Here is a 20459-nt window from a genome sequence, read left to right as displayed (position 1 = left end):
TCAGGGCGCCGGCGCTGTCGATCCCCGGATCTCCAGGGTGGGCGTGGCGAGTTGGACCCGGCCCTCTCGGCAGGCGCCTTCGAAGCGCTCCAGGAGACAGCGGGCCGCGCGGCGGCCGACCTCATGGCTCGTGTTGTCGACCGTCGTAAGCCACACGTGCCGCAGCCGGGCGATGCTCGTGTTGTCGTAGCCGACGACGGACAGGTCGCGCGGGACGCGCAGCCCCAGTTCCTCGGCGGCCGAGAGTGCGCCGATGGCGGCGATGTCGTTGACGGCGAAGACGGCCGTGGGCCGCTCGGGGCGGCTGAGCAGCCGGACGGTCGTGCGGTAGCCGCCCTCCTCGGTCATGTCGCTCGGCTCGACCACCACCTGGTCCGCGAGGCCGTGCCGGCGCATCGTCGCCTCGAAGCTGCCGCGCCGCAGCTCGCCCACCGCGCCGTAGCCCGCGATGTGCGCGATACGGCGGTGTCCGAGACCGATCAGGTGCTCGGCGACCAGACGGGCGCCCCGTTCGTCGTCGCCCGCCACGATGTCGACGCCCGGCGGCGCCGGTTCGCGCGAGCCGGCCAGCACGACCGGGATGCGCTCGGCCACCGCCCCGAGGGCCGCCGGGTCGGGCAGGGTGCCGACCACGACCAGGCCGTCGACGCGGAGGTCCAGGAGCGGATCGGCCGGGTCCTGGCCGGTGCGGCGGTTGAGGCGGGCGTCCGCGAGCAGCATCTGCAGGCCATTGGCGTGCAGGAGGGAGTTCAGGCCGTCGAGGAGGTCGACGAACCAGGGGTTGCGCAGGTCGTTCAGCAGGACGCCGACGGTACGGGTGCGCTGCTCGCTGAGGCTGCGCGCGGCGGCGTTGGGCCGGTAGCCGAGCTCCTGGGCGGCGCGGAGGACGGCCTCGCGCTTCTCGGGGCGCACCTGGTCGGAGCCGCGCAGCACCAGGGAGACCAGCGACTTGGAGACGCCGGCCCGTTCGGCAACGTCGCGGATCGTCGGCGGTCTCATGAGATGGACCGTTCCATGCGGGTCGCCGCCTTGTCAAAGGGTTGACAGCGACGTCAGACCCCGCCCAGGGTGGGATGGACAGGTTCTGGAACGGTCCAAAGAGGGGCTCTCATGGTGGACACGCTCGGCGTCGCCGTCGTCGGTTTCGGCTGGATGGGGCGGGTGCACACCCAGGCGTACGCGCGCGTGCGGCACCACTATCCGCAGCTGCCCCTCGTTCCCACGCTGGTCACGGTCGCCGAGGAGGTGCCGGGCCGGGCCGAGGAGGCCGCCGCGCAGTTCGGGTTCGCGTCGACCACGCGGGACTGGCGCGAGGTGGCCGCCGACCCCCGGGTGCAGGCGGTCAGCATCACCGCGCCGAACTTCCTGCACCGCGAGATCGGCGTCGCCATGGCCGAGGCGGGCAAGCACATCTGGATCGAGAAGCCGGTGGGTCTGACCGCCGAGGACGCGCGTGCGGTGGCGGACGCGGTGGCCGAGGCGGATGTGCAGGGCACCGTCGGCTTCAACTACCGCAACGCGCCCGCGGTCGAGGCCGCCCGCGAGCTGATCTCCTCGGGGGAGATCGGCACGGTCACGCATGTCCGCGTCCGGCTGTTCAGCGACTACGCGGCCCATCCCGAGGGCGCGCTGACCTGGCGGTACGAGCGGGAGCGGGGCGGCAGCGGCGTGCTGGGCGACCTGGCCTCGCACGGCGCGGACCTGGCCCGTCACCTGCTGGGCGACATCACGTCCCTGACGGCCGACACGGCGATCTTCCTGCCGGAGCGGGCCCGTCCGACCGGGGCGACAGCGGGCCACAGCCGCGCCTCCGGCGGCGAACTCGGCCCGGTGGAGAACGAGGACTACGTCAGCTGCCTGCTGCGCTTCGCCTCCGGGGCGCGCGGTGTGCTGGAGGCCTGCCGGGTCTCGGTCGGCGAGCAGAACAACTACGGCTTCGAGGTGCACGGCACCAAGGGCGCGGTGTTCTGGGACTTCCGCCGCATGAACGAGCTGGGGATCAGCCGGGGCACGACGTACCAGGACCAGTCCGTCAGCACGGTCTACGTGGGTCCGGGCCACGGCGAGTTCGCCGCCTTCCAGCCCGGCGCGGCGAACGCCATGGGCTACGACGACCTGAAGGTGATCGAGGCTCACCGCTTCCTGCGCTCGATCGCCGAGGGCGCCCCGCACGGGGCCACGCTCACGGACGCCGTGCAGAGCGCGGCCGTCCTGGACGCCGTGTCCCGGTCGGTGGCGAGCGGGGCCTGGGTGGCCGTGGACGCGCGGCGGTGACGGTCAGCGGCCCGCGGAGGGCTTGCGGACCCATCGGGTGAGTGCGTATTTGGCCGGGAAGAGGACGAGCCACCACCACATGGCCGCGACCCCGATCGTCAGAGCCAGCGGGATGGTGACGAGGAAGACCGCCACCGTCGTGGCCATGTCGAGGCCGTAGAGCCGGAAGCCTTCTTCCGGCACCGCGCCGCCGCGCAGCCAGGGGCGGACCGCGAGCACGGTGGCCAGCGAGAGGTGGCTGGCGCCGAGCGCCGCGACGGCCGCCGCATAGATGGCGACCGAGGCGGGTTCGCCGCCGTAGTCCGAGATCAGCCTGGTGGGGAAGGGCAGCAGAGCCGCCACGCCCAGGCCGAGCACGGTCAGCGAGATCACCTGTCCGTCGACCTGCCGGACGGAGCGGAAGATCCGGCGGTGATCGCGCCAGAAACCGGCCAGCACCACCACGCTGAGTGCGTAGGCCCCCAGGTCCGGGAGAAGCTCGCGCAGAGCGCGGTGGTACTCCGCGGTGTCGAGCCCGCGGGGCACGGAAAGGTCCAGGACCAGCAGGGTGATGGCGATGGCGAACACCCCGTCGGAGAGTGCCAGCAGTCGGTCGGGCGGGCCGTCCGGGGTCGATTTCCGCATGCGCACGACGGTAGGCAGCCGGGTGGTGCCGAGCGGGGATACACGCCAGGGCGGCACCGCCGGTGTCACCGTACGGGCGTGGGCATGTTGTACGGCGTCACCACCTGGATCGCCGAGGGCAGGGTCGGCCCCGCGGCCGGCAGGGCCCCGTGCGCCCGCATGACGACATGACAGGCCTCGCGCACGTCCTGGCGCAGGTCGTGGTGGAGCACGGCGGACAGGCGGTGCGCGCGCAGCAGCCGGGTGTTGTCGTGGTCGAGGTCGTGCGCGACGAACACGGCGCACTCGCGGCCGAGGTCGTCGAAGGCCTTCAGCGTGGCGATGTTGCCGCCGCCGATCGAGTACACCGCGCGGATGTCCGGGTCGCGTTCCAGCGCGGCCCGGACGAGGTCGTACTGGGTGGCGTCCAGCCCCTGCCCCTCGGCGATCTCGACCAGGGTGCGCTCGGGGTGCCGGGCTCGCATGGCGCTGCGGAATCCCATCTCGCGCTCCTCCTCGTTGCGGAAGAAGCCGCTGCTGAGGCTGGTGAGGATGTTGCCCGGGCGCTCCCCCAGCCACTGGCCCGTCAGATACGCGGCCGTCGCGCCCGCCGCCCGGTCGTCGATGCCGACGTAGGCGAGGCGGGCGCTGGCGGGCAGGTCGGTCACCAGGGTCACGACCGGGATGCCGGCGGCTTCGAGGCGGCCGACGGCGGCGGTGACCTCGGGGACGTCCGGGGCCTTGAGGATCACGCCCTGCGAGCCGCGCCGGGCGATCCGGTCCAGGGTCCGCACCAGTTCCCCGACCGGGCCCGTCTCGCGGAAGTGGAAGCGGGAGCGCAGCACCGCCGGGTGAAGGGACGGCAGCTCGGCCTCCAGGGCGGCGCGGATCGCGGTGGTGAAACGCTCGGGCGCCTGCATCACGATGTCGACCATGAACGTCCGGCCCACGAGCCGGACCTGCGTGCGCTGCCGGTCCAGGTCGGCTATCGCCCGGTGCACCTCCCGCGCGGTGCTCTCCCGGACCCCGCCCCGGCCGTTGAGGACCCGGTCGACGGTCGCCTCGCTCAGGCCCGCCTGACGTGCGATCTCCCGGATCGGGAACGGGTGGCCCATGCGCCGGCTCCTTGAGGGGTTTTTGATGGCTGCCTGCTGGTTGTTCGAGGGGTTTGTACTGACAAGAATGACAGGGCTCCGTCGCTCCGTGACCCCGAAGGGACGACGATGTCCTTCACTTCCGTACACCCCCGCGTCTGGCTGTCCGAGCAGGACTGCGATCTCGACGCGTTCCGCGCGCTGGTCGAACGGGCGACGGACCCCGCCGACTATCCGCACGCCTCGGCCGTGGAGCGGAACGTGCCGGTCTACGACACCGGCCTGCTCGAAGGCGACCGGGTGGTCCAGGCCGAGCTGGTGCGCGCGCTCGCCGAGGGGCCCGGCATCGTCGTCTTCCGGGGTGCCTTTCCCGACCCGGCGGTCGTGGACCGGGCCACCGCCGTGTTCGACGCCCTGATCGCCGAGCAGCGGGCCTCGGGCGCGACGGCCGGTGACCACTTCGCGAAGCCGGGCGCCAACGACCGGGTGTGGAACGCGCTGGAGAAGGCGGCCCTGTACGACGCGGAGGCGTTCGCCGACTACTACGCCAACGACGTCCTCGCCCTGGTGGCGACGGCCTGGCTGGGCCCCGGCTACCAGGTCACCTCGCAGCTCAACGTGGTCAACCCGGGCGGCGCCGCCCAGACCGCGCATCGCGACTACCATCTGGGCTTCCTCTCCAACGAGGTCGCCGCCGCCTACCCCGGGCACGTGCACCGCCTCTCCCCGGTCCTGACCCTCCAGGGCGCGGTCGCGCACTGCGACATGCCGGTGGAGTCGGGGCCGACGATGTATCTGCCGCACTCGCAGAAGTACGGGCCGGGCTATCTCGCCTGGCGGCTCCCGGAGTTCCGGGCGTACTTCGACGCGCACCAGGTGCAGCTGCCGCTCGCGAAAGGCGACGCGGTCTTCTTCAACCCGGCCCTCTTCCACGCCGCCGGCACCAACCGCTCGCCGGACATCCGGCGCATGGCCAACCTGTTGCAGGTGTCGTCCGCGTTCGGGCGCGCGATGGAGACGGTGGACCGGGAGGCCGTGACCAACGCGGTGTACCCCGTGCTGCTGAAGCGGAAGGCCGAGGGCGCGAGCGACGCGTGGCTGGCCAACGTCATCGCGGCGAGCGCCGAGGGCTACCCCTTCCCCACCAACCTCGACAGCGACCCGCCGGTCGACGGCCTGGCCCCGTCCTCGCAGGCGGATCTCGTACGGCGGGCCCTGTACGAGGAATGGACGCCGGAGGCGCTCCGCGCGGAGCTGCGGGCCGGTACCGCACGGCGAGAGAGCTGAGGAATCTCATGGGACTTCTCGACGACAAGGTCGTCCTGGTCAACGGCGGCAGCCAGGGTGTCGGCGCCTCCATCGCGCGGGCCGCCGTCCGCGAGGGAGCGGTCGTGGCCGTCACCGGGCGGCGCCCCGGGCCCGGCGAGGCCCTGGTGGCGGAGCTGACCGCCGCGGGCGGCAAGGCCGTGTTCGTCCGGGCCGACCTGTCGGACGCCGGGCAGGCGAAGGCCTCCGTGGCCCGAGTCGTGGAGACGTACGGCCGTGTCGACTGCCTCGTGAACTCCGCCGGGCTGACCTCCCGGGGGACGCTGCTGGACACCACGCCCGAACTGTTCGACCAGCACATCGCGATCAACCTCAAGGGGCCGTTCTTCGCCATGCAGGCGGCGGTCGCGGACATGGTCGCGCGTCAGGCACCCGGCACGATCGTCAACATCATCACCTCGTCGGCGCACGGCGGGCAGCCGTTCCTGGCGCCGTACGTCGCCGCCAAGGCCGGGCTGATCGGCCTGACCCGCAACGCCGCGCACGCGCACCGGTGGGACCGGATCCGGATCAACGGGCTGAACATCGGCTGGACGGCGACGGAGGGTGAGGACGCGACACAGCGCGCCTTCCACGGCGCCGGGGACGACTGGCGTGAGGAGGCCGCCGCGAAGCTGCCGATGGGCAAGCTGGGCCAGCCGGACGAGATCGCCGACTTTGTTGTGTTCCTGCTGTCGGAGCGGTCCGGGGTGGTCACCGGGTCGGTTGTCGATTGGGATCAGAACGTGCTGGGCGGACTCGACTAGCCCTCCCCTCCCCCTTTGCAAGACCCGCACTCTAGGAGCGAACACCCCCATGCGTATCGGAATCCTCGGCCTCGGCCGCATCGGCGCCTTTCACGCCGAGACCCTGTCCGGGCTCGACGCCGTCGAGTCCCTCGTGGTCACCGACCCGTTCGCGGACGCCGCCAAGGCCGCCGCCGAGCGGTTCGGCGCCGAGGTCGTGGACTCGCCGGAGGCCCTGCTGGCCGCCGGCGTGGACGGCATCGTCGTCGCGGCCGCGACGGACGCCCATCCCGCGCTGATCCTGGCCGGGGTCGAGGCCGGCATCCCCGTCTTCTGCGAGAAGCCCGTGGCCAAGACCATGAGCGAGGGCGTCGAGGTGCTGAAGGCCGTCCAGGGCAAGGACGTGCCGATCCAGATCGGCTACAACCGCCGCTTCGACACCGGGTTCGTCAACGCCCGCGCCGCCGTACAGAGCGGCGAGCTCGGCACGCTGCACACGGTCCGCTCGACCACGCTCGACCCGGCGCCGCCGCCCGCCGCGTACATCGCCGCCTCCGGCGGCATCTTCCGCGACTGCTCGGTGCACGACTTCGACATCATCCGCTGGGTGACCGGCCGCGAGGTGACCGAGGTGTACGCCGTGGGCGGCAACCGCGGTGCCGACTTCATCAAGGAGGCCGGTGACGCCGACACCACCGGCGCGATCCTCACCCTGGACGACGGCACCATCGCGGTGGTCTCCAACTCCCGCCACAACGCCCGCGGTTACGACGTCCGCATGGAGATCCACGGCTTCACGGACTCCATCGCCGTCGGCCTGGAGGACAAGCTGCCGCTGCGCTCGGTCGAGCCGGGCGTGACCTTCCCGGCGGGCACCCCGCACGACTTCTTCATGGACCGCTTCACCGAGGCCTACCGCGCCGAACTGACCGCGTTCACCGAGGTCGTCGCCGGCACCCGCCCCTCCCCCTGCACGATCGAGGACGCCCTGGAGGCGGGCTGGATCGCCGAGGCGTGCACCCTGTCGCTGCACGAGCACCGTCCCGTGACGATCGAGGAGGTACGGCAGGCATGAGCGAGAAGGGCCGGGAACTCCTGCGCATAGGAGTGCTGGGAGCCGCGCGGATCACCGAGCGGTCCCTGATCGCCCCGGCCCGGGCGACCGGCCACCGCCTCGTCGCGGTGGCCGCCCGCGACCGCGCCCGAGCCGAGGCGTTCGCCACCGAGCACGGCGTGGAGCGGGTGGCGGGTTCGTACGCCGAGCTGGTGGCCGATCCCGAGGTCGACGTCGTCTACAACCCGCTGGTCAGCGGCCCCACACGGGTCGCTGGCCTACGGCGCCCTGCTAATCCTGGGCTGCTACAGCGTCTCTGATTGACCAGCGGACCTGAGCGTCGCTCAGGGAGTGGGTCAATCGCCTTCACGTCCTGGTGCTGAACGGGAGAAGCCGCCAGCCCTCGTGACGTGTTCCTCCGGACGCTGCTCGGTGGGGCACACGGTCTCACCGAGGAGGGTGTCCGATGTCGCCCGGGCGCCAGGATGCTCGCCCCCGGGGCGGGCGGCCCTCCCCGCCTGGCCGGGGCGCGGGGCGGGGAGCGTGCAGGTGCGCCCGGGGTCGACGAGTGGCTGGACGCCGACCTGGAGTTCCCCGGCGGCGCTACCGGTTCGGCCCGCTGCCACATGGCGTACGAGGGGCTGGACATGAGCATCCGGATCACCGACTCCCGGGGTGAGGCGACGGCCCCGAACTTCGTGCTGCCCCAGATGGCCGACCGGATCGTGGTGCGCATCCCCGAGGGCGAGCGCACGGAACACCTCGGGACCCGCTCGTCGTACACGTACCAGCTGGAGGCGTTCGCCGCCCGGGTGCGAGACGGTGCGGCGCTGCCGCTGGACGCGGACGACGCGGTGACGACGATGGCGCTCATCGACGACTGCTGCCGGGCGGCCGGGTTCGAGCCCCGGCCCCGTACCAGGATCTGAGAACACGCCGAGCGGGTCGGGGCACCGGCCCGGCTTGCTCGGCGCGTTCACGCGTACAGCGCGGGCTTCTCGACCAGTTCGACCTCGACCCGGCCGCCGTCCTCCAGCGCCCGTACCCCCGCCTCGCACACCGCGGCGGCGGCATAGCCGTCCCAGACGCTCGGGCCGGTGACCTCGCCGCGGCGGGTGGCGTCGACCCAGGTCTGGATCTGACGGTCGTAGGCCGTCTCGAAGCGTTCGGTCCAGTCCTGGGCGATGGTGCCGCCCCAGCGGCCGGCCATGTTGGTGACCAGGGCGTGGCCGTCGCCGATGCGGGCGGTGCCGCGTTCGCAGACCACCTCCGCCTGCACCTGGTAGCCGAAGCCGCAGTTGACGAAGATCTCCACGTCGGACAGGGCGCCGCCGTCGGTCTCGAAGACGACGAACTGCGGATCGCGCAGCCCGTCGGGGGCGTTGGCGGACGGGGCCGGGCGCAGCACCGTGACCGCCGTGATCTCGTGGTCCAGCAACCAGCGGGTCACGTCCGCCTCGTGGGCGACGGAGTCGCTGATGAGCATGGAGCTGGTGAAGAAGGGTGGACTGGCCACGTTGCGGTGCCGGTTGTGCAGCATCAGCGGACGGCCCAGCTGCCCCGTCGTCAGCAGGGCCCTCAGCTTCGCGTACTCGGGGTCGTAGCGGCGCATGAAGCCGACCTGGACCCGGCGGTGGCCGAGGCGCAGTTCGGCTTGGAGGACGCGCAGGGCGGAGGCCGCGTCGGGGGTGAGCGGCTTCTCGCACAGGACGGGCAGGTCGCGCTCGAAGGCCGCGAGCAGGGTGGCCTCGTGGGCCGGGCCCGGGGAGGCGATCAGGACGGCGTCGACGTCGGCGGCCGCCAGCGCGGCGGCCGGGTCGGTGTGGGCGGTGCATCCGTCGACGCGGGCGGCGACGGCCTTCGCGCGCTCCGCGTCGACGTCCGCGACGGCCACCACCCGTGCTCCGCTGGTGACTTCGTGGAGGCGGCGCACATGGTCGGCGCCCATTCTTCCGGTACCGATGACCGCGACTCCCAGGGTGGCGCGCTCAGTCATGGCCGTCCTTTCGGATCGTCAGGCGCCGCAGGACCTCAGGAACTTGCGGGTGCGTACCGCGATCGGCAGCGGCTTGTCCGGCTCGCAGGGATACATGTCCTGCTCGACGATGGCGAACAGGTCCACGCCCAGCTTCTGTGCGGCCGTGAGGACCGGTCCCAACTCGGGTACACCGGCGGGCGGTTCGCACATGACTCCGCGCGCCACGGCGGGGCCGAACGGCATCTCGTTCTTGACCACGTCGGCGAGGATGTCCGGGTCGACCTGCTTGAGGTGCAGATAGCCGATGCGCTCGCCGTACGTCTCGATCAGCTTGACGCTGTCGCCGCCGCAGTAGGCGTAGTGCCCGGTGTCCAGGCAGAGGTTGACCGCGTCGGAGTCGGTGGAGTCGAGGAACTGCTCGACGTGCTCCTCGGTGTCGATGTGGGTGTCGGCGTGCGGGTGGACGACGATGTCCAGGCCGTACGTGTCCTTCACCTCGCGGCCGAGGCGCTCCATGCCCGTGGTGAGGTTGCGCCACTGCTCGGTGGTGAGCTCCGGCGGCTCCAGGATCTCGGCGGTCTTGTCGTCCCGCCAGAAGGACGGGATGACGACCAGGTGCTTCGCGTCCATGGCCTGGGTGAGGGCGGCGACCCGGCTGACCTGCTCCCAGGTGGAGTCCCACTCGGAGGGGCCGCGGTGCAGGCCGCAGAAGATCGTGCCGGCGGAGACCTTCAGGTTCCGCTTGGTCACCTCGTCGGTGAGCCGGGCCGGGTCGGTCGGCAGGTAGCCGTACGGGCCGAGTTCGATCCACGAGTAGCCGGCTTCGGTGACCTCGTCGAGGAAGCGTTCCCAGGGCACCTGCTGGGGGTCGTCGGGGAACCAGACGCCCCAGGAGTCGGGGGCGGAGCCGACCCGGATGCGGTCGAGTGCGAGGGCCATGTCAGGACTTTCCTTCCGAAGACGTGGCTACGGGGGCGGTGAGGTCTCCCTCTTCGGGGAGCTCCTCGACGTCAACGCCGCGAACCTGGGCCAACTCGTGCTTGAGAGAGGCCAGTTCGGTGCCGCCGGCCATGTGGTTGGTCAGCTCCTCGAGGCTGACCTCGCTGCGGGAGGCGGACAGTTCCATGGTGCCGAGGCGCAGCACGCTGAAGTGGTCGCCGACCATGTAGGCGTGGTGCGGGTTGTGGGTGATGAAGATGACGCCGAGGCCCTTCTCGCGGGCGGCGGCGATGTACTTCAGCACCACACCGGACTGCTTGACGCCGAGGGCGGCGGTCGGCTCGTCCAGGATGAGGACGCGGGCGCCGAAGTAGACGGCGCGGGCGATCGCGACGCACTGGCGCTGGCCGCCGGAGAGCGTGCCGATGGGCTGCTCCATGTCGTCGAGGACGATGCCCATGTTGCGCAGTTCCTCGTCGGCGGTCTTCTTCATCCTCTCGATGTCGAGACGGCGGACCGGCCAGGGGCCCTTGGTCATCTCGGAGCCGAGGAAGAAGTTGCGCCACACCGGCATCAGCGGGACGACGGCGAGGTCCTGGTACACCGTGGCGATGCCCTTGTCGAGCGCCTCGCGCGGGGTGGAGAAGCGCACCGGTTCGCCGTCGACGAGGAACTCGCCCTCGGTGTGCTGGTGCAGACCCGAGACGATCTTGATGAGGGTTGACTTGCCGGCGCCGTTGTCGCCGAGGACGCAGGTGACCTGGTTGGGGAAGACCTTCAGGTCGACGCCGTGCAGGGCGCGGATGTTGCCGTAGGACTTGCCGGCGCCGCGCAGTTCGACGAGGGGGCGGTCCCCTTCGGGCGGGGTGTCCATCAGGACGGCACCGTGGGTGCCGGTTTCGTTGCTGGTCATTGCGGTCACCTCCGGGTCGCCGTGCGCTGGACCCACAGATTGATGAGGACGGCGCCGAGGAGCATCACGCCGAGGAAGGCCTTGAACCAGTCCGGGTTCCAGCCGGCGTAGACGATGCCCTGCTGCACCATGCCGAACATGAAGGCACCGAAGACCGGGCCGATCGCGGAGCCGTAGCCACCGGTGAGCAGACAGCCGCCGATGACGGCCGCGGCGATGTAGATGAGCTCCTGGCCCACGCCCTCGCCGGACTGCACGGTGTTGAAGGAGAACAGCTGGTGCATGCCGACGAACCAGGCGCCGAAGCCGACCAGCATGAACAGGGAGATCTTGGTGAAGGTCACCGGGACACCGACGGCCCGGGCGGAGTGCTTGTTGCCGCCGACCGCGAAGATCCAGTTGCCGTACTTGGTGCGCAGCAGCACCCAGGTGGCCAGGGCCGCGAAGACCAGCCACCACACGACGGTGATCTTGACGTTGACCCCGCCGACGGTGAACGTCGAGGCGAAGAGCTTCTGCGCCTGGGAGAAACCGTCCATGTCGCTGATGTCGTCGGTGGCGACGTTGCCGGTGACCAGCTTGGTCACGGCGAGGTTCACGCCCTGGAGGATCAGGAAGGTGCCGAGGGTGACCAGGAAGCTGGGCAACCCGGTCTTGACCAGCAGCCAGCCGTTGAACGCCCCGATGGCGAGCGACACCAGGAGGGCGACGATCACGCCGACCCAGACGTTCATGGTCAGCTGGTAGCTGAGCATCGACGCGGTCAGCGCCGAGGTGATCACGGCGACACCGGCCGACAGGTCGAACTCGCCGCCGATCATCAGCAGGGCCACGGGCAGCGCCATGATCCCGATGGTCGACGACTGGTACAGGATGTTGGCCATCGAGCTGCCGTCGCGCACCGGCGGTGCCGCGAACAGGAAGAACACGAGCACGGCGACGGCGCCGAGGAAGACGCCGACCTCGGGCCTGGCCAGCAGCCGCAGCGCCGGCGGGCGCTGCCGTGTCCGGCCGTCGGACTGCTTGGGGCCGGGGGCCGGCGGTGTGTCCACCGCCGGCGTGGCCTGCTGGGTCATGCTCATCACCGGGTGCCCTTCGCGGCGAACTCCCCGATCTTGTCGACGTTGGACTTGTCGACGAAGGCCGGGCCGGTCAGCACGGGCTGCTCGCCGCCGCCGCTGTAGTTGCCGTTGTTCTTGTAGAGCCACAGGCCGTCGACGGCCAGGTAGCCCTGGAGGTAGGGCTGCTGGTCGACGGCGAACTGGATGTCGCCGGCCTTGATGGACTTGATCAGGTCCTTGTTCAGGTCGAAGGTGGCGATCTTCGCCTTGCTGCCGGCGTCGGAGACCGACTGCACCGCGGTCAGCGCGAAGGGGGCGCCGAGGGTGACGACGTAGTCGATGGACGGGTCCTGCTTCAGCTTGGCGGTGATCGTCGACTTCACGGACGGCATGTCGGTGCCGTTGACGTTCTGCGGGTCGACCTTGCCCTCGAAGGTCTTGGCCACGCCGTCGCAGCGCTGGGTGAGGCCGACGTTGCCCTGCTCCTGCATGACGCAGAGGACCTTCTTGGCGCCGACCTCGTTCAGCTTCTTGCCGAAGGCCTCGCCGGCGACGGACTCGTCCTGGCCGAAGAACTCCAGCAGGTTGAGCTTCTTCCAGTCGCTCAGGCCGGAGTTGAGTCCGACCACGGGTATGCCGGACTTCTCGGCCTTGCCTATGACGCCCTTGAGGGCGTCCGGCTTGGCGAGGGTGACGGCGATGCCGTCGACCTTCTGGTCGATCGCGTTCTGGACCAGGTTGGCCTGGTTGCCCGCGTTCGGGTCGGCGGAGTAGACGAGCTTGATGTTGTCCTTGGCGGCGGCGGCCTCGGCACCCTTGCGGACGGTGTCCCAGAAGGTGTCGCCGGGCGCCTGGTGGGTGACGAGGGCGACGGTCATGCGGGGCGTGGTCGCCTTGCCGGCGGAGGCGTTGGCGGCGCCTTCCTCGGACTTCTTGCCCCCGGAACTGCTGGAGCAGCCGGCGAGGGTCAGGGCCGCTGCCGCGGCAACGGCGACAACCGGCGCGAACCTACGGGAGCGGGGGTGAGAAGAGCGGTCCATCTTTCCTGGCACCTCACTGTGCTACTGCGGGGGAAAGGAGGGGATCACGAGGGATCCGTGGTCCCGGAGCCTTACGGAGTCCGGATCATGATGCCGCAAACAGACTGTTGCGATGCCACGGGATACAAGTCCCTGCCGCGCCCGCTGTCAATACTTTGTTAAGACATCATTTCACAAGCAGGTCCGAATGTAAGTACAAACTATTGACAGGGCCCTGCTCCGGCACCTACACCTGTTGAGCGGCAGGTCCCAGGTCACCCACGCCCCACGGTGTCAGGGCGGCTCCGGACCCGCATCCCCAGCTTCCCGAGGAGGTCGCGCATGGCCGGGCCAGCCCAGTATTTCGACTTGATCACGATGGGCCGCATCGGGGTCGACCTCTATCCCCTCCAGACCGGCGTCCCGCTGCCCCAGGTGGAGACGTTCGGGAAATTCCTTGGAGGTTCGGCGGCCAATGTGGCGGTCGCCGCGGCACGCCTCGGGCGCCGTACGGCGCTGATCACCCGGACCGGCAACGACCCCTTCGGCACCTATCTGCACGAGGAGCTGAGGTCCTTCGGCGTCGACGACCGCTGGGTCACCCCGGTCGACGCCCACCCGACGCCGATCACGTTCTGCGAGATCTTCCCGCCGGACGACTTCCCCCTGTACTTCTACCGCCGCCCCAAGGCCCCCGACCTGGAGATCCACACCGACGAGCTGGACTTCTTCGCGATCCGCGGGGCGAGGATCTTCTGGATCACCGGGACCGGCCTGAGCGAGGAGCCGAGCCGCTCCGCCACGCTCGCCGCCCTCAAGGCCCGCGACAAGGCGGGCATCACCGTCTTCGACCTCGACTGGCGGCCGATGTTCTGGGCCGACCCCGAGGAGGCCCGCCCGTACTACCGCGAGGCGCTGCGCCACGCCACCGTCGCGGTCGGCAACCTCGACGAGTGCGAGATCGCCACCGGTGTGCGCGAGCCGCAGGCCTGCGCCGACGCGCTGCTGGAGGCGGGCGTGGAACTGGCCGTCGTCAAGCAGGGCCCCAAGGGCGTCCTGGCCGTGCACCGCGACGGCACCCGGGCCGAGGTGCCGCCGGTGCCGGTCGAGGTGGTCAACGGCCTGGGCGCGGGCGACGCCTTCGGCGGTTCCCTCTGCCACGGCCTGCTCGCCGGGTGGGACCTGGAGAAGACCATGCGGCACGCCAACGCCGCCGGCGCCCTCGTCGCCTCACGCCTCGCCTGCTCCTCCGCGATGCCCGCCGAGTCCGAGATCGAGGACCTCCTCGCCGGGGCGTCGTCGCCGAGCACGAGTCACTGAACGGAGCCTGCATTGAACATCGGCATCCCCGACCTCACCACGGTCCGGGCCCGCAATCCCGAGGCCGTCGCCGAGGCGGCGGCCCGCCGGGTGCGCCGCCCGCTGATCGGCGACAGCGGCCGGCTGATGATCGTGGCCGCCGACCACCCGGCGCGCGGCGCCCTCGCGGTCGGCGACCGGCGCCTGGCCATGGCCGACCGCGCCGATCTGCTGGAACGGCTCTGCGTCGCGCTGTCGAGGCCCGGGGTCGACGGGGTGCTCGCCACCGCCGACATCCTGGAGGACCTGCTCCTGCTCGGGGTGCTGGAGAACAAGGTCGTGATGGGCTCGATGAACCGCGGCGGCCTCGCCGGCGCCACGTTCGAGATGGACGACCGCTTCACCGGCCACCGCGCCGAGGACATCGCCCGGCTCCGCTTCGACGCGGCCAAGCTCCTGGTCCGCATCGACTACGACGACCCGGGCTCGCTCACCACCCTGGAGTCCACCGCCCGGGCGATCGACGCCATGGCGGCGATGCAACTCCCCCTGTTCGTCGAGCCGTTCATCTCCCGGCGGGTCGACGGCAAGGTGCGCAACGACCTGTCCGCCGAAGCCGTCACCCGGTCCATCGCGATCGCCTCGGGGCTGGGCGGCACCTCCGCCTACACCTGGCTGAAGCTGCCCGTCACCGACGACCCGGACGACATGGCCCAGGTCCTGGAGACCTCCACACTCCCCGTCGTGCTGCTCGGCGGCGAGGTCGGCGGCGACCAGGAGGGCGCCTACGAACGCTGGCGCAAGGCCCTGCGCCTGCCCACCGTGCAGGGTCTGGTGGTCGGGCGCTCGCTGCTCTACCCGGCCGAGGGCAGCGTGGAACAGGCGGTGGACACCGCCGTCGGCCTGTTGTGAAGCAGGAGGCACCTGCTGTGATGCAAGAGGCACCTGCTGCGAGCACCCGCTGTGATCCGAAAGGCACACGATGACGTATCACCTTCCCGCCGGTAAGGCCCTCGGCGGCCCCTACATCGTCGACGTCACGCCCGAGAAGGCCGGCTGGGGTTACTCCAGCCTGCGGATCCTGGAGCTGCCGCCGGGCGGCAGGCACTCCTTCGATTCCGGCGACAGCGAGTGGATCGTCGTCCCGCTGAGCGGCGGCTGCACGGTCGCCGCGACCGACGACTTCGGCCAGGAGACCTTCGAGCTCCAGGGCCGCCGGGACGTCTTCAGCGGCGTCAGCGACTTCGCGTACGTGCCGCGCGACGCCCGGGCGACGGTGACGTCCGCCGCCGGCGGGCGGTTCGCGCTGACCGGCGCGCGCTGCACCCGTCGGCTGCCCGCCCGCTACGGCCCGGCCTCCGAGGTGCCCGTGGAGCTGCGGGGCACCGGCAACTGCTCCCGGCAGGTCAACAACTTCGGCGCGGCCGGGGTCTTCGAGTGCGACAAACTCATCGCGGTCGAGGTGATCACCCCGGGCGGCAACTGGTCGTCGTTCCCGCCGCACAAGCACGACGAGCACCGGCCGGGCGAGGAGTCCGTGCTGGAGGAGATCTACTACTTCGAGTTCGCGGGCCACGACGGCATCCCCGGCCTCGGCTACCAGCGCGTCTCCCCGTCCGGCCCGGGCCGCGACACCGACGTGCTCGCGGAGGTCCGCGACGGCGACGTCGTCCTGATCCCGGACGGCTGGCACGGGCCGTCGATGGCCACGCCCGGCCACCACATGTACTACCTCAACGTCATGGCGGGCCCCGAGGCCGAGCGCGCCTGGCTGATCTGCGACCACCCCGACCACGCCTGGGTCCGCGACACCTGGCCGGACCAGCCGGTCGACCCCCGGCTCCCCCTCTACACCGCCCCGGAGACCTCCGCATGAGCGCCCCCACCCGCCGACTGACGACCGCCCAGGCCCTGGTGCGGTTCCTGTCCGCCCAGTACACCGAGCGGGACGGCGTGCGACGCCGGCTGATCGCCGGGACCTGGGGCATCTTCGGCCACGGCAACGTGGCCGGTGTCGGCCAGGCGCTGATGGAGGCAGGCATCGGGCCAGGCGCCGTCATGCCGTTCCACCAGGGCCGCAACGAGCAGTCCATGGTGCACGCGGCGGTCGGCTACGCCCGGCAGCTCAACCGCCTGTCCGCGCAGGCGGTGACGACCTCGATCGGCCCGGGCGCCACCAACCTGGTCACCGGCGCGGCCCTGGCGACGATCAACCGGCTGCCGGTGCTGCTCCTGCCCGGCGACTACTTCGCCACGCACTCGGCCGACCCGCTGCTCCAGCAGCTGGAGCACCCGGTCGAGGCCGACGTGTCGGTCAACGACACCCTGCGCCCGGTGTCCAGGTACTTCGACCGGATCACCCGCCCCGAGGCGCTGATCCCCTCGGCGCTCCAGGCGATGCGCGTGCTCGCCGACCCGGCCGAGACCGGCGCCGTCACCCTGGCCCTCCCCCAGGACGTGCAGGCGGAGGCGTACGACTGGCCGGAGGAGTTCTTCGCCGAGCGCGTCTGGTACGTACGGCGTCCCGCGCCGGACCCGGTGGAGCTGACGGCGGCCGTCGAGGCGATCCGGTCGGCCGAGCGGCCGCTGATCGTGGCGGGCGGCGGCGTCCACCACAGCGAGGCCGAGGCCGCGCTGAAGGAGCTCGTGGACGCCACCGGCATCCCGGTCGCCTCGACCCAGGCGGGCAAGGGGTCACTGCGCCACGACCACCCCGCCGACCTCGGCGGCATCGGCCACACCGGCACGGCCGTCAGCGACGACCTCGCCCGCACCGCCGATCTCGTCATCGGCGTCGGCACCCGCTACACGGACTTCACCACGGCCTCCGGCACGCTCTTCCAGAACCCGGGCGTGCGGTTCCTCAACCTCAACATCACCGGCTTCGACGCGCACAAGCTGGCGGCGGGGACGCTGGTCTGCGACGCGAAGTCCGGTCTCCAACTGCTCCGAGAGGCACTCGCCGGTCACCGCGTGGAGGCTTCCTACGAAGCCGAGTACCGCGCCGGCAAGGAGCGCTGGGACGAGGTCGTCGAGGCGGCCTACCGCGCCGCCGACGAGAGCGCGGTCCCGACCCAGACGCAGGTGCTCGGCGCGCTGGACGCGGCCGTGGGCGACGACGACGTGGTGATCAACGCGGCCGGTTCGCTCCCCGGCGACCTGCACAAGCTGTGGCGCTCCCGCAGCCCGCGCCAGTACCACCTGGAGTACGGCTACTCCTGCATGGGCTACGAGATCCCGGCCGGCATCGGCGTCCAGCAGGCCGCCCCCGGCACGCCGGTGTGGGCGCTGGTCGGTGACGGCACCTACCTGATGATGCCGACGGAGATCGTCACGGCCGTCCAGGAGGGCCTGCCGCTCAACATCGTCCTCATCCAGAACCACGGCTACGCCTCCATCGGCGGTCTGTCGGAGGAGACCGGCGGCGAGCGGTTCGGCACCGCCTACCGCTTCCGGGCGGCCGACGGCACGTTCACCGGCGCCCCGCTGCCCGTCGACCTGGCCGCCAACGCGGCGAGCCTCGGCATGGACGTCCTGCGCGCCAAGACCGTGCGCGAGCTGCGCGAGGCGCTGGCCACGGCCCGGGCATCCGACCGGCCGACGTGCGTGTACGTCGAGACCGACCCGGCCCCGACCGCTCCCCCGGCCGAGGCCTGGTGGGACGTGCCGGTCGCCGAGACCGCCTCCCGCGAGGCCGCCGTCGAGGCCCGCGAGCGCTACGACCGGCAGGTCGCCGGACGCCGTCGCCACCTCTGAACTCCCGCGGACTCCCCGCGAACTCCCCGCTGATCCCAGGCTCCACGAAAGGCCCTTGCTCCCCATGAAGACCATCACCCACTGGATCGACGGCAAGCCCGTCGAGGGCACCTCCGGCCGCTTCGGCCCCGTCTACGACCCGGCCACCGGCGCCCAGGAGAAGCAGGTCGCCTTCGCGACCGTCGACGAGGTGGACGCCGCCGTCGCCTCCGCCAAGGCCGCCTTCGAGGCCTGGGGAACCTCCTCGCTCGCCGGGCGCACGGCGGTCCTGTTCAAGTACCGCGAACTGCTGGACGCCCACCGCGACGAGATCGCCGAACTGATCACCGCCGAGCACGGCAAGGTGCACTCCGACGCGCTCGGCGAGGTCGCGCGCGGCATGGAGATCGTCGAGCTGGCCTGCGGGATCAGCGTCCAGCTCAAGGGCGAGCTGTCCACGCAGGTCTCCACCCGGGTCGACGTCGCCTCGATCCGCCAGCCGCTGGGCGTGGTCGCGGGCATCACGCCGTTCAACTTCCCGGCGATGGTGCCGATGTGGATGTTCCCGCTAGCCATCGCGTGCGGCAACACGTTCGTGCTGAAGCCGTCGGAGAAGGACCCGTCGGCCTCCTTCCGCCTGGCCGAGCTGGCCTCCGAGGCGGGCCTGCCGGACGGCGTCCTGAACATCGTGCAGGGCGACAAGACGGCCGTGGACCGCATCCTGGAGCACCCGGACATCGAGGCGGTCTCCTTCGTCGGCTCGACCCCGATCGCCAAGTACATCCAGCTCAAGGCCGTCGAGCACGGCAAGCGGGTGCAGGCCCTGGGCGGCGCCAAGAACCACATGCTGGTCCTGCCCGACGCCGATCTGGACCACGCCGCCGACCAGGCGATCAACGCGGCGTACGGTTCGGCGGGCGAGCGCTGCATGGCCGTGTCGGTCGTGGTCGCGGTCGGTGACACCGGTGACGAGCTGGTCGGCAGGATCGCCGAGCGGGCGAAGAACCTGAGGATCGGGCCCGGCAACGACCCGGCGTCCGAGATGGGCCCGCTGATCACCCGTGAGCACCGCGACAAGGTGGCGTCGTACGTGGCGTCGGCCGCCGAGCAGGGCGCCGAGATCGTCGTCGACGGCACCGGCTTCTCCGTGGAGGGCCACGAGGACGGCTTCTTCCTCGGCGTCTCCCTCCTGGACCGGGTGCCGCTGACGGCGGACGCGTACCGGGAGGAGATCTTCGGCCCGGTGCTGTGCGTGGTCCGCGCGGAGACGTACGAAGAGGCCATCAAGCTGATCAACGACTCCCGCTGGGGCAACGGCACCGCGATCTTCACCCGGGACGGCGGCGCCGCCCGCCGCTTCCAGATGGAGGTCAAGGCGGGCATGGTCGGCGTCAACGTGCCGATCCCGGTCCCGGTCGGCTACCACTCCTTCGGCGGCTGGAAGGACTCCCTCTTCGGCGACCTGCACGTCTACGGCAACGACGGCATCGCCTTCTACACCCAGGGCAAGGTGATCACCACGCGCTGGCCGGACCCGGCGGACACCGGCGGTATCAACCTCGGCTTCCCGAGCAACTCCTGACGCCGAAGGGGGGTCATCCATGGCACACCGAAGGGGGGTCATCCATGGCGAGGACCGGTGACCGGGCCCGCGCCGCGGCCGTCCCCGCGCTCAGCGCGCTGGACTTCGCCCTGGACCGGGGCAGTCCCGTGCCGCTGTACTACCAGCTCGCCCGGCAGCTGGAGTCGGCGATCGAGCACGGGGTCCTCGCCCCGGGGAACCTCCTGGGCAATGAGGTCGACCTCTCGGTGCGCCTCGGACTGTCCCGCCCCACCGTCCGCCAGGCCATCCAGTCCCTCGTCGACAAGGGGCTGCTGGTCCGGCGGCGCGGGGTGGGCACGCAGGTGGTGCACAGCCAGGTCAAGCGCCCACTGGAGCTGAGCAGCCTCTATGACGACCTGGAGGAGGCCGGGCAGGGACCCACCACGCAGGTCGTGCGCAACGAGGTCGTCCCGGCCTCCTGCGATGTGGCCGCCGCACTCGGCGTCGCGGAGGGCAGCGAGGTCACCGTCCTGGACCGGCTGCGCTGCACGCACGGCCAGCCGGTGGCCCTGCTGTGCAACTACCTGCCGGCATCTCTCATGGACCTCGACGACACCCGCCTGGAGTCAACGGGCCTGTACCGGATGATGCGCTCGGCGGGCATCACCCTGCACAGCGCGCGGCAGCGCGTCAGCGCCCGCGCGGCCACCGCGGCGGAGGCCGTCCGCCTGGACGAGGAGGAGGGCGCGGCACTGCTCACCATGCAGCGCACGGCGTACGACGACACCGGGCGCCCGGTCGAGTACGGGACGCACATCTACCGGGCGTCGCGCTACACGTTCGACTTCCAGCTGCTGGTCAGGCCCTGACCGGACCCCGAGCCTGGGTGACTACGC

At 71.3% G+C, this 20459-nt stretch carries 18 protein-coding genes and 1 pseudogene; 11 read left to right on the top strand and 8 right to left on the bottom strand.

Annotated elements, in window-relative coordinates; genetic code table 11:
- Positions 1–999, bottom strand: coding sequence for a LacI family DNA-binding transcriptional regulator (locus HDA41_RS35495; RefSeq protein ID WP_184991340.1), 999 nt, complete (start codon positions 997–999; stop codon positions 1–3).
- 111 nt (positions 1000–1110) lie between these two features.
- Here HDA41_RS35495 and HDA41_RS35490 point away from each other — a divergent pair, with 111 nt between their 5' ends.
- Complete coding sequence (locus HDA41_RS35490) at positions 1111–2274, top strand: Gfo/Idh/MocA family protein (protein WP_184991338.1); 1164 nt, start codon at positions 1111–1113, stop codon at positions 2272–2274.
- A gap of 3 nt (positions 2275–2277) precedes the next feature.
- Here the strand turns inward: HDA41_RS35490 and HDA41_RS35485 are convergent, their stop codons facing one another.
- Positions 2278–2898, bottom strand: coding sequence for a TMEM175 family protein (locus HDA41_RS35485; RefSeq protein WP_184991336.1), 621 nt, complete (start codon positions 2896–2898; stop codon positions 2278–2280).
- A gap of 65 nt (positions 2899–2963) precedes the next feature.
- Positions 2964–3992: a LacI family DNA-binding transcriptional regulator gene (locus HDA41_RS35480; protein WP_184991334.1), complete on the bottom strand. Its 1029-nt coding sequence runs from the start codon at positions 3990–3992 to the stop codon at positions 2964–2966.
- A gap of 108 nt (positions 3993–4100) precedes the next feature.
- Between HDA41_RS35480 and HDA41_RS35475 the strand changes: the two genes are divergently transcribed.
- The 4 genes and pseudogenes from HDA41_RS35475 to HDA41_RS42875 all read left to right on the top strand — a co-directional run bounded on the left by HDA41_RS35475 (position 4101) and on the right by HDA41_RS42875 (position 8005).
- The gene (locus tag HDA41_RS35475) at positions 4101–5258 is read left to right on the top strand and encodes a phytanoyl-CoA dioxygenase family protein (RefSeq protein WP_184991332.1); all 1158 of its coding nucleotides are present in this window, start codon (positions 4101–4103) and stop codon (positions 5256–5258) included.
- A gap of 8 nt (positions 5259–5266) precedes the next feature.
- Positions 5267–6043 (top strand): SDR family oxidoreductase, encoded by a 777-nt coding sequence (locus tag HDA41_RS35470; protein ID WP_184991330.1) that lies wholly within the window; start codon positions 5267–5269, stop codon positions 6041–6043.
- Positions 6044–6092: 49 nt separating this feature from the next.
- Complete coding sequence (locus HDA41_RS35465) at positions 6093–7097, top strand: Gfo/Idh/MocA family protein (RefSeq protein WP_184991328.1); 1005 nt, start codon at positions 6093–6095, stop codon at positions 7095–7097.
- Positions 7094–8005 (top strand): annotated as a pseudogene (locus tag HDA41_RS42875) (Gfo/Idh/MocA family oxidoreductase). Before HDA41_RS35465 ends, HDA41_RS42875 begins: the two are co-directional and overlap by 4 nt.
- 47 nt (positions 8006–8052) lie before the next feature.
- Here HDA41_RS42875 and HDA41_RS35450 read toward each other — a convergent pair.
- Genes HDA41_RS35450 through HDA41_RS35430 form a run of 5 tightly spaced genes read right to left on the bottom strand, consistent with a single transcriptional unit; the run spans position 8053 to position 13007 of the window.
- A complete protein-coding gene (locus HDA41_RS35450) occupies positions 8053–9072 on the bottom strand; it encodes a Gfo/Idh/MocA family protein (RefSeq protein WP_184991326.1) in 1020 nt (339 codons plus the stop codon).
- An 18-nt stretch (positions 9073–9090) separates the two neighbouring features.
- Positions 9091–9993 carry a sugar phosphate isomerase/epimerase family protein gene (locus HDA41_RS35445; RefSeq protein WP_184991324.1) on the bottom strand — a complete coding sequence of 301 codons (903 nt, stop codon included), beginning with the start codon at positions 9991–9993 and terminating at the stop codon, positions 9091–9093.
- 1 nt (position 9994) lies between these two features.
- Entirely contained in the window at positions 9995–10906 is a 912-nt protein-coding gene (locus HDA41_RS35440; protein WP_184991322.1) for an ATP-binding cassette domain-containing protein, read from the bottom strand.
- A gap of 5 nt (positions 10907–10911) precedes the next feature.
- Entirely contained in the window at positions 10912–11988 is a 1077-nt protein-coding gene (locus tag HDA41_RS35435; RefSeq protein WP_184991320.1) for an ABC transporter permease, read from the bottom strand.
- Entirely contained in the window at positions 11988–13007 is a 1020-nt protein-coding gene (locus tag HDA41_RS35430) for a sugar ABC transporter substrate-binding protein (protein WP_184991318.1), read from the bottom strand. Before HDA41_RS35430 ends, HDA41_RS35435 begins: the two co-directional genes overlap by 1 nt.
- Positions 13008–13328: 321 nt before the next feature.
- On the opposite strand from HDA41_RS35430, the gene iolC reads away from it, so the two are divergent.
- The 6 genes from iolC (at position 13329) to HDA41_RS35400 (ending at position 20432) form a co-directional block, all read left to right on the top strand.
- Complete coding sequence (gene iolC / locus HDA41_RS35425) at positions 13329–14306, top strand: 5-dehydro-2-deoxygluconokinase (protein ID WP_184991316.1); 978 nt, start codon at positions 13329–13331, stop codon at positions 14304–14306.
- A 12-nt stretch (positions 14307–14318) separates the two neighbouring features.
- Positions 14319–15197 carry a Cgl0159 family (beta/alpha)8-fold protein gene (locus HDA41_RS35420; RefSeq protein WP_184991314.1) on the top strand — a complete coding sequence of 293 codons (879 nt, stop codon included), beginning with the start codon at positions 14319–14321 and terminating at the stop codon, positions 15195–15197.
- 70 nt (positions 15198–15267) lie between these two features.
- A complete protein-coding gene (iolB, locus tag HDA41_RS35415; protein ID WP_184991312.1) occupies positions 15268–16161 on the top strand; it encodes a 5-deoxy-glucuronate isomerase in 894 nt (297 codons plus the stop codon).
- Positions 16158–18041, top strand: a complete 1884-nt coding sequence (gene iolD / locus HDA41_RS35410; RefSeq protein WP_184991310.1) for a 3D-(3,5/4)-trihydroxycyclohexane-1,2-dione acylhydrolase (decyclizing) — start codon at positions 16158–16160, stop codon at positions 18039–18041. The genes iolB and iolD overlap by 4 nt, the downstream gene beginning before the upstream one ends.
- A gap of 64 nt (positions 18042–18105) precedes the next feature.
- Positions 18106–19602 carry a CoA-acylating methylmalonate-semialdehyde dehydrogenase gene (locus HDA41_RS35405; RefSeq protein WP_184991308.1) on the top strand — a complete coding sequence of 499 codons (1497 nt, stop codon included), beginning with the start codon at positions 18106–18108 and terminating at the stop codon, positions 19600–19602.
- A 44-nt stretch (positions 19603–19646) separates the two neighbouring features.
- On the top strand, positions 19647–20432 hold the full coding sequence (locus tag HDA41_RS35400; protein WP_184991306.1) for a GntR family transcriptional regulator: 786 nt from the start codon (positions 19647–19649) through the stop codon (positions 20430–20432).
- Positions 20433–20459 lie beyond the last annotated feature (27 nt).

Origin of the sequence: Streptomyces caelestis (assembly GCF_014205255.1) — a bacterium.
Taxonomy (GTDB): domain Bacteria; phylum Actinomycetota; class Actinomycetes; order Streptomycetales; family Streptomycetaceae; genus Streptomyces; species Streptomyces caelestis.
The sequence above is the reverse complement of the archived record's forward strand: the minus strand, read 5'-3'. Positions and strand labels throughout refer to the sequence as shown.

What these genes read in the sequence shown, in the direction of transcription:
- HDA41_RS35470 (WP_184991330.1), top strand. Translation starts at nt 5,267, where the DNA reads ATGGGACTTCTCGACGACAAGGTCGTCCTGGTCAACGGCGGCAGCCAG.
- iolB (WP_184991312.1), top strand. Translation starts at nt 15,268, where the DNA reads ATGACGTATCACCTTCCCGCCGGTAAGGCCCTCGGCGGCCCCTACATC.
- HDA41_RS35405 (WP_184991308.1), top strand. Translation starts at nt 18,106, where the DNA reads ATGAAGACCATCACCCACTGGATCGACGGCAAGCCCGTCGAGGGCACC.
- HDA41_RS35435 (WP_184991320.1), bottom strand. Translation starts at nt 11,988, where the DNA reads ATGAGCATGACCCAGCAGGCCACGCCGGCGGTGGACACACCGCCGGCC.
- HDA41_RS35465 (WP_184991328.1), top strand. Translation starts at nt 6,093, where the DNA reads ATGCGTATCGGAATCCTCGGCCTCGGCCGCATCGGCGCCTTTCACGCC.
- HDA41_RS35495 (WP_184991340.1), bottom strand. Translation starts at nt 999, where the DNA reads ATGAGACCGCCGACGATCCGCGACGTTGCCGAACGGGCCGGCGTCTCC.
- iolC (WP_184991316.1), top strand. Translation starts at nt 13,329, where the DNA reads ATGGCCGGGCCAGCCCAGTATTTCGACTTGATCACGATGGGCCGCATC.
- HDA41_RS35475 (WP_184991332.1), top strand. Translation starts at nt 4,101, where the DNA reads ATGTCCTTCACTTCCGTACACCCCCGCGTCTGGCTGTCCGAGCAGGAC.
- HDA41_RS35490 (WP_184991338.1), top strand. Translation starts at nt 1,111, where the DNA reads ATGGTGGACACGCTCGGCGTCGCCGTCGTCGGTTTCGGCTGGATGGGG.
- iolD (WP_184991310.1), top strand. Translation starts at nt 16,158, where the DNA reads ATGAGCGCCCCCACCCGCCGACTGACGACCGCCCAGGCCCTGGTGCGG.
- HDA41_RS35485 (WP_184991336.1), bottom strand. Translation starts at nt 2,898, where the DNA reads ATGCGGAAATCGACCCCGGACGGCCCGCCCGACCGACTGCTGGCACTC.
- HDA41_RS35400 (WP_184991306.1), top strand. Translation starts at nt 19,647, where the DNA reads ATGGCGAGGACCGGTGACCGGGCCCGCGCCGCGGCCGTCCCCGCGCTC.
- HDA41_RS35450 (WP_184991326.1), bottom strand. Translation starts at nt 9,072, where the DNA reads ATGACTGAGCGCGCCACCCTGGGAGTCGCGGTCATCGGTACCGGAAGA.
- HDA41_RS35445 (WP_184991324.1), bottom strand. Translation starts at nt 9,993, where the DNA reads ATGGCCCTCGCACTCGACCGCATCCGGGTCGGCTCCGCCCCCGACTCC.
- HDA41_RS35430 (WP_184991318.1), bottom strand. Translation starts at nt 13,007, where the DNA reads ATGGACCGCTCTTCTCACCCCCGCTCCCGTAGGTTCGCGCCGGTTGTC.
- HDA41_RS35480 (WP_184991334.1), bottom strand. Translation starts at nt 3,992, where the DNA reads ATGGGCCACCCGTTCCCGATCCGGGAGATCGCACGTCAGGCGGGCCTG.
- HDA41_RS35440 (WP_184991322.1), bottom strand. Translation starts at nt 10,906, where the DNA reads ATGACCAGCAACGAAACCGGCACCCACGGTGCCGTCCTGATGGACACC.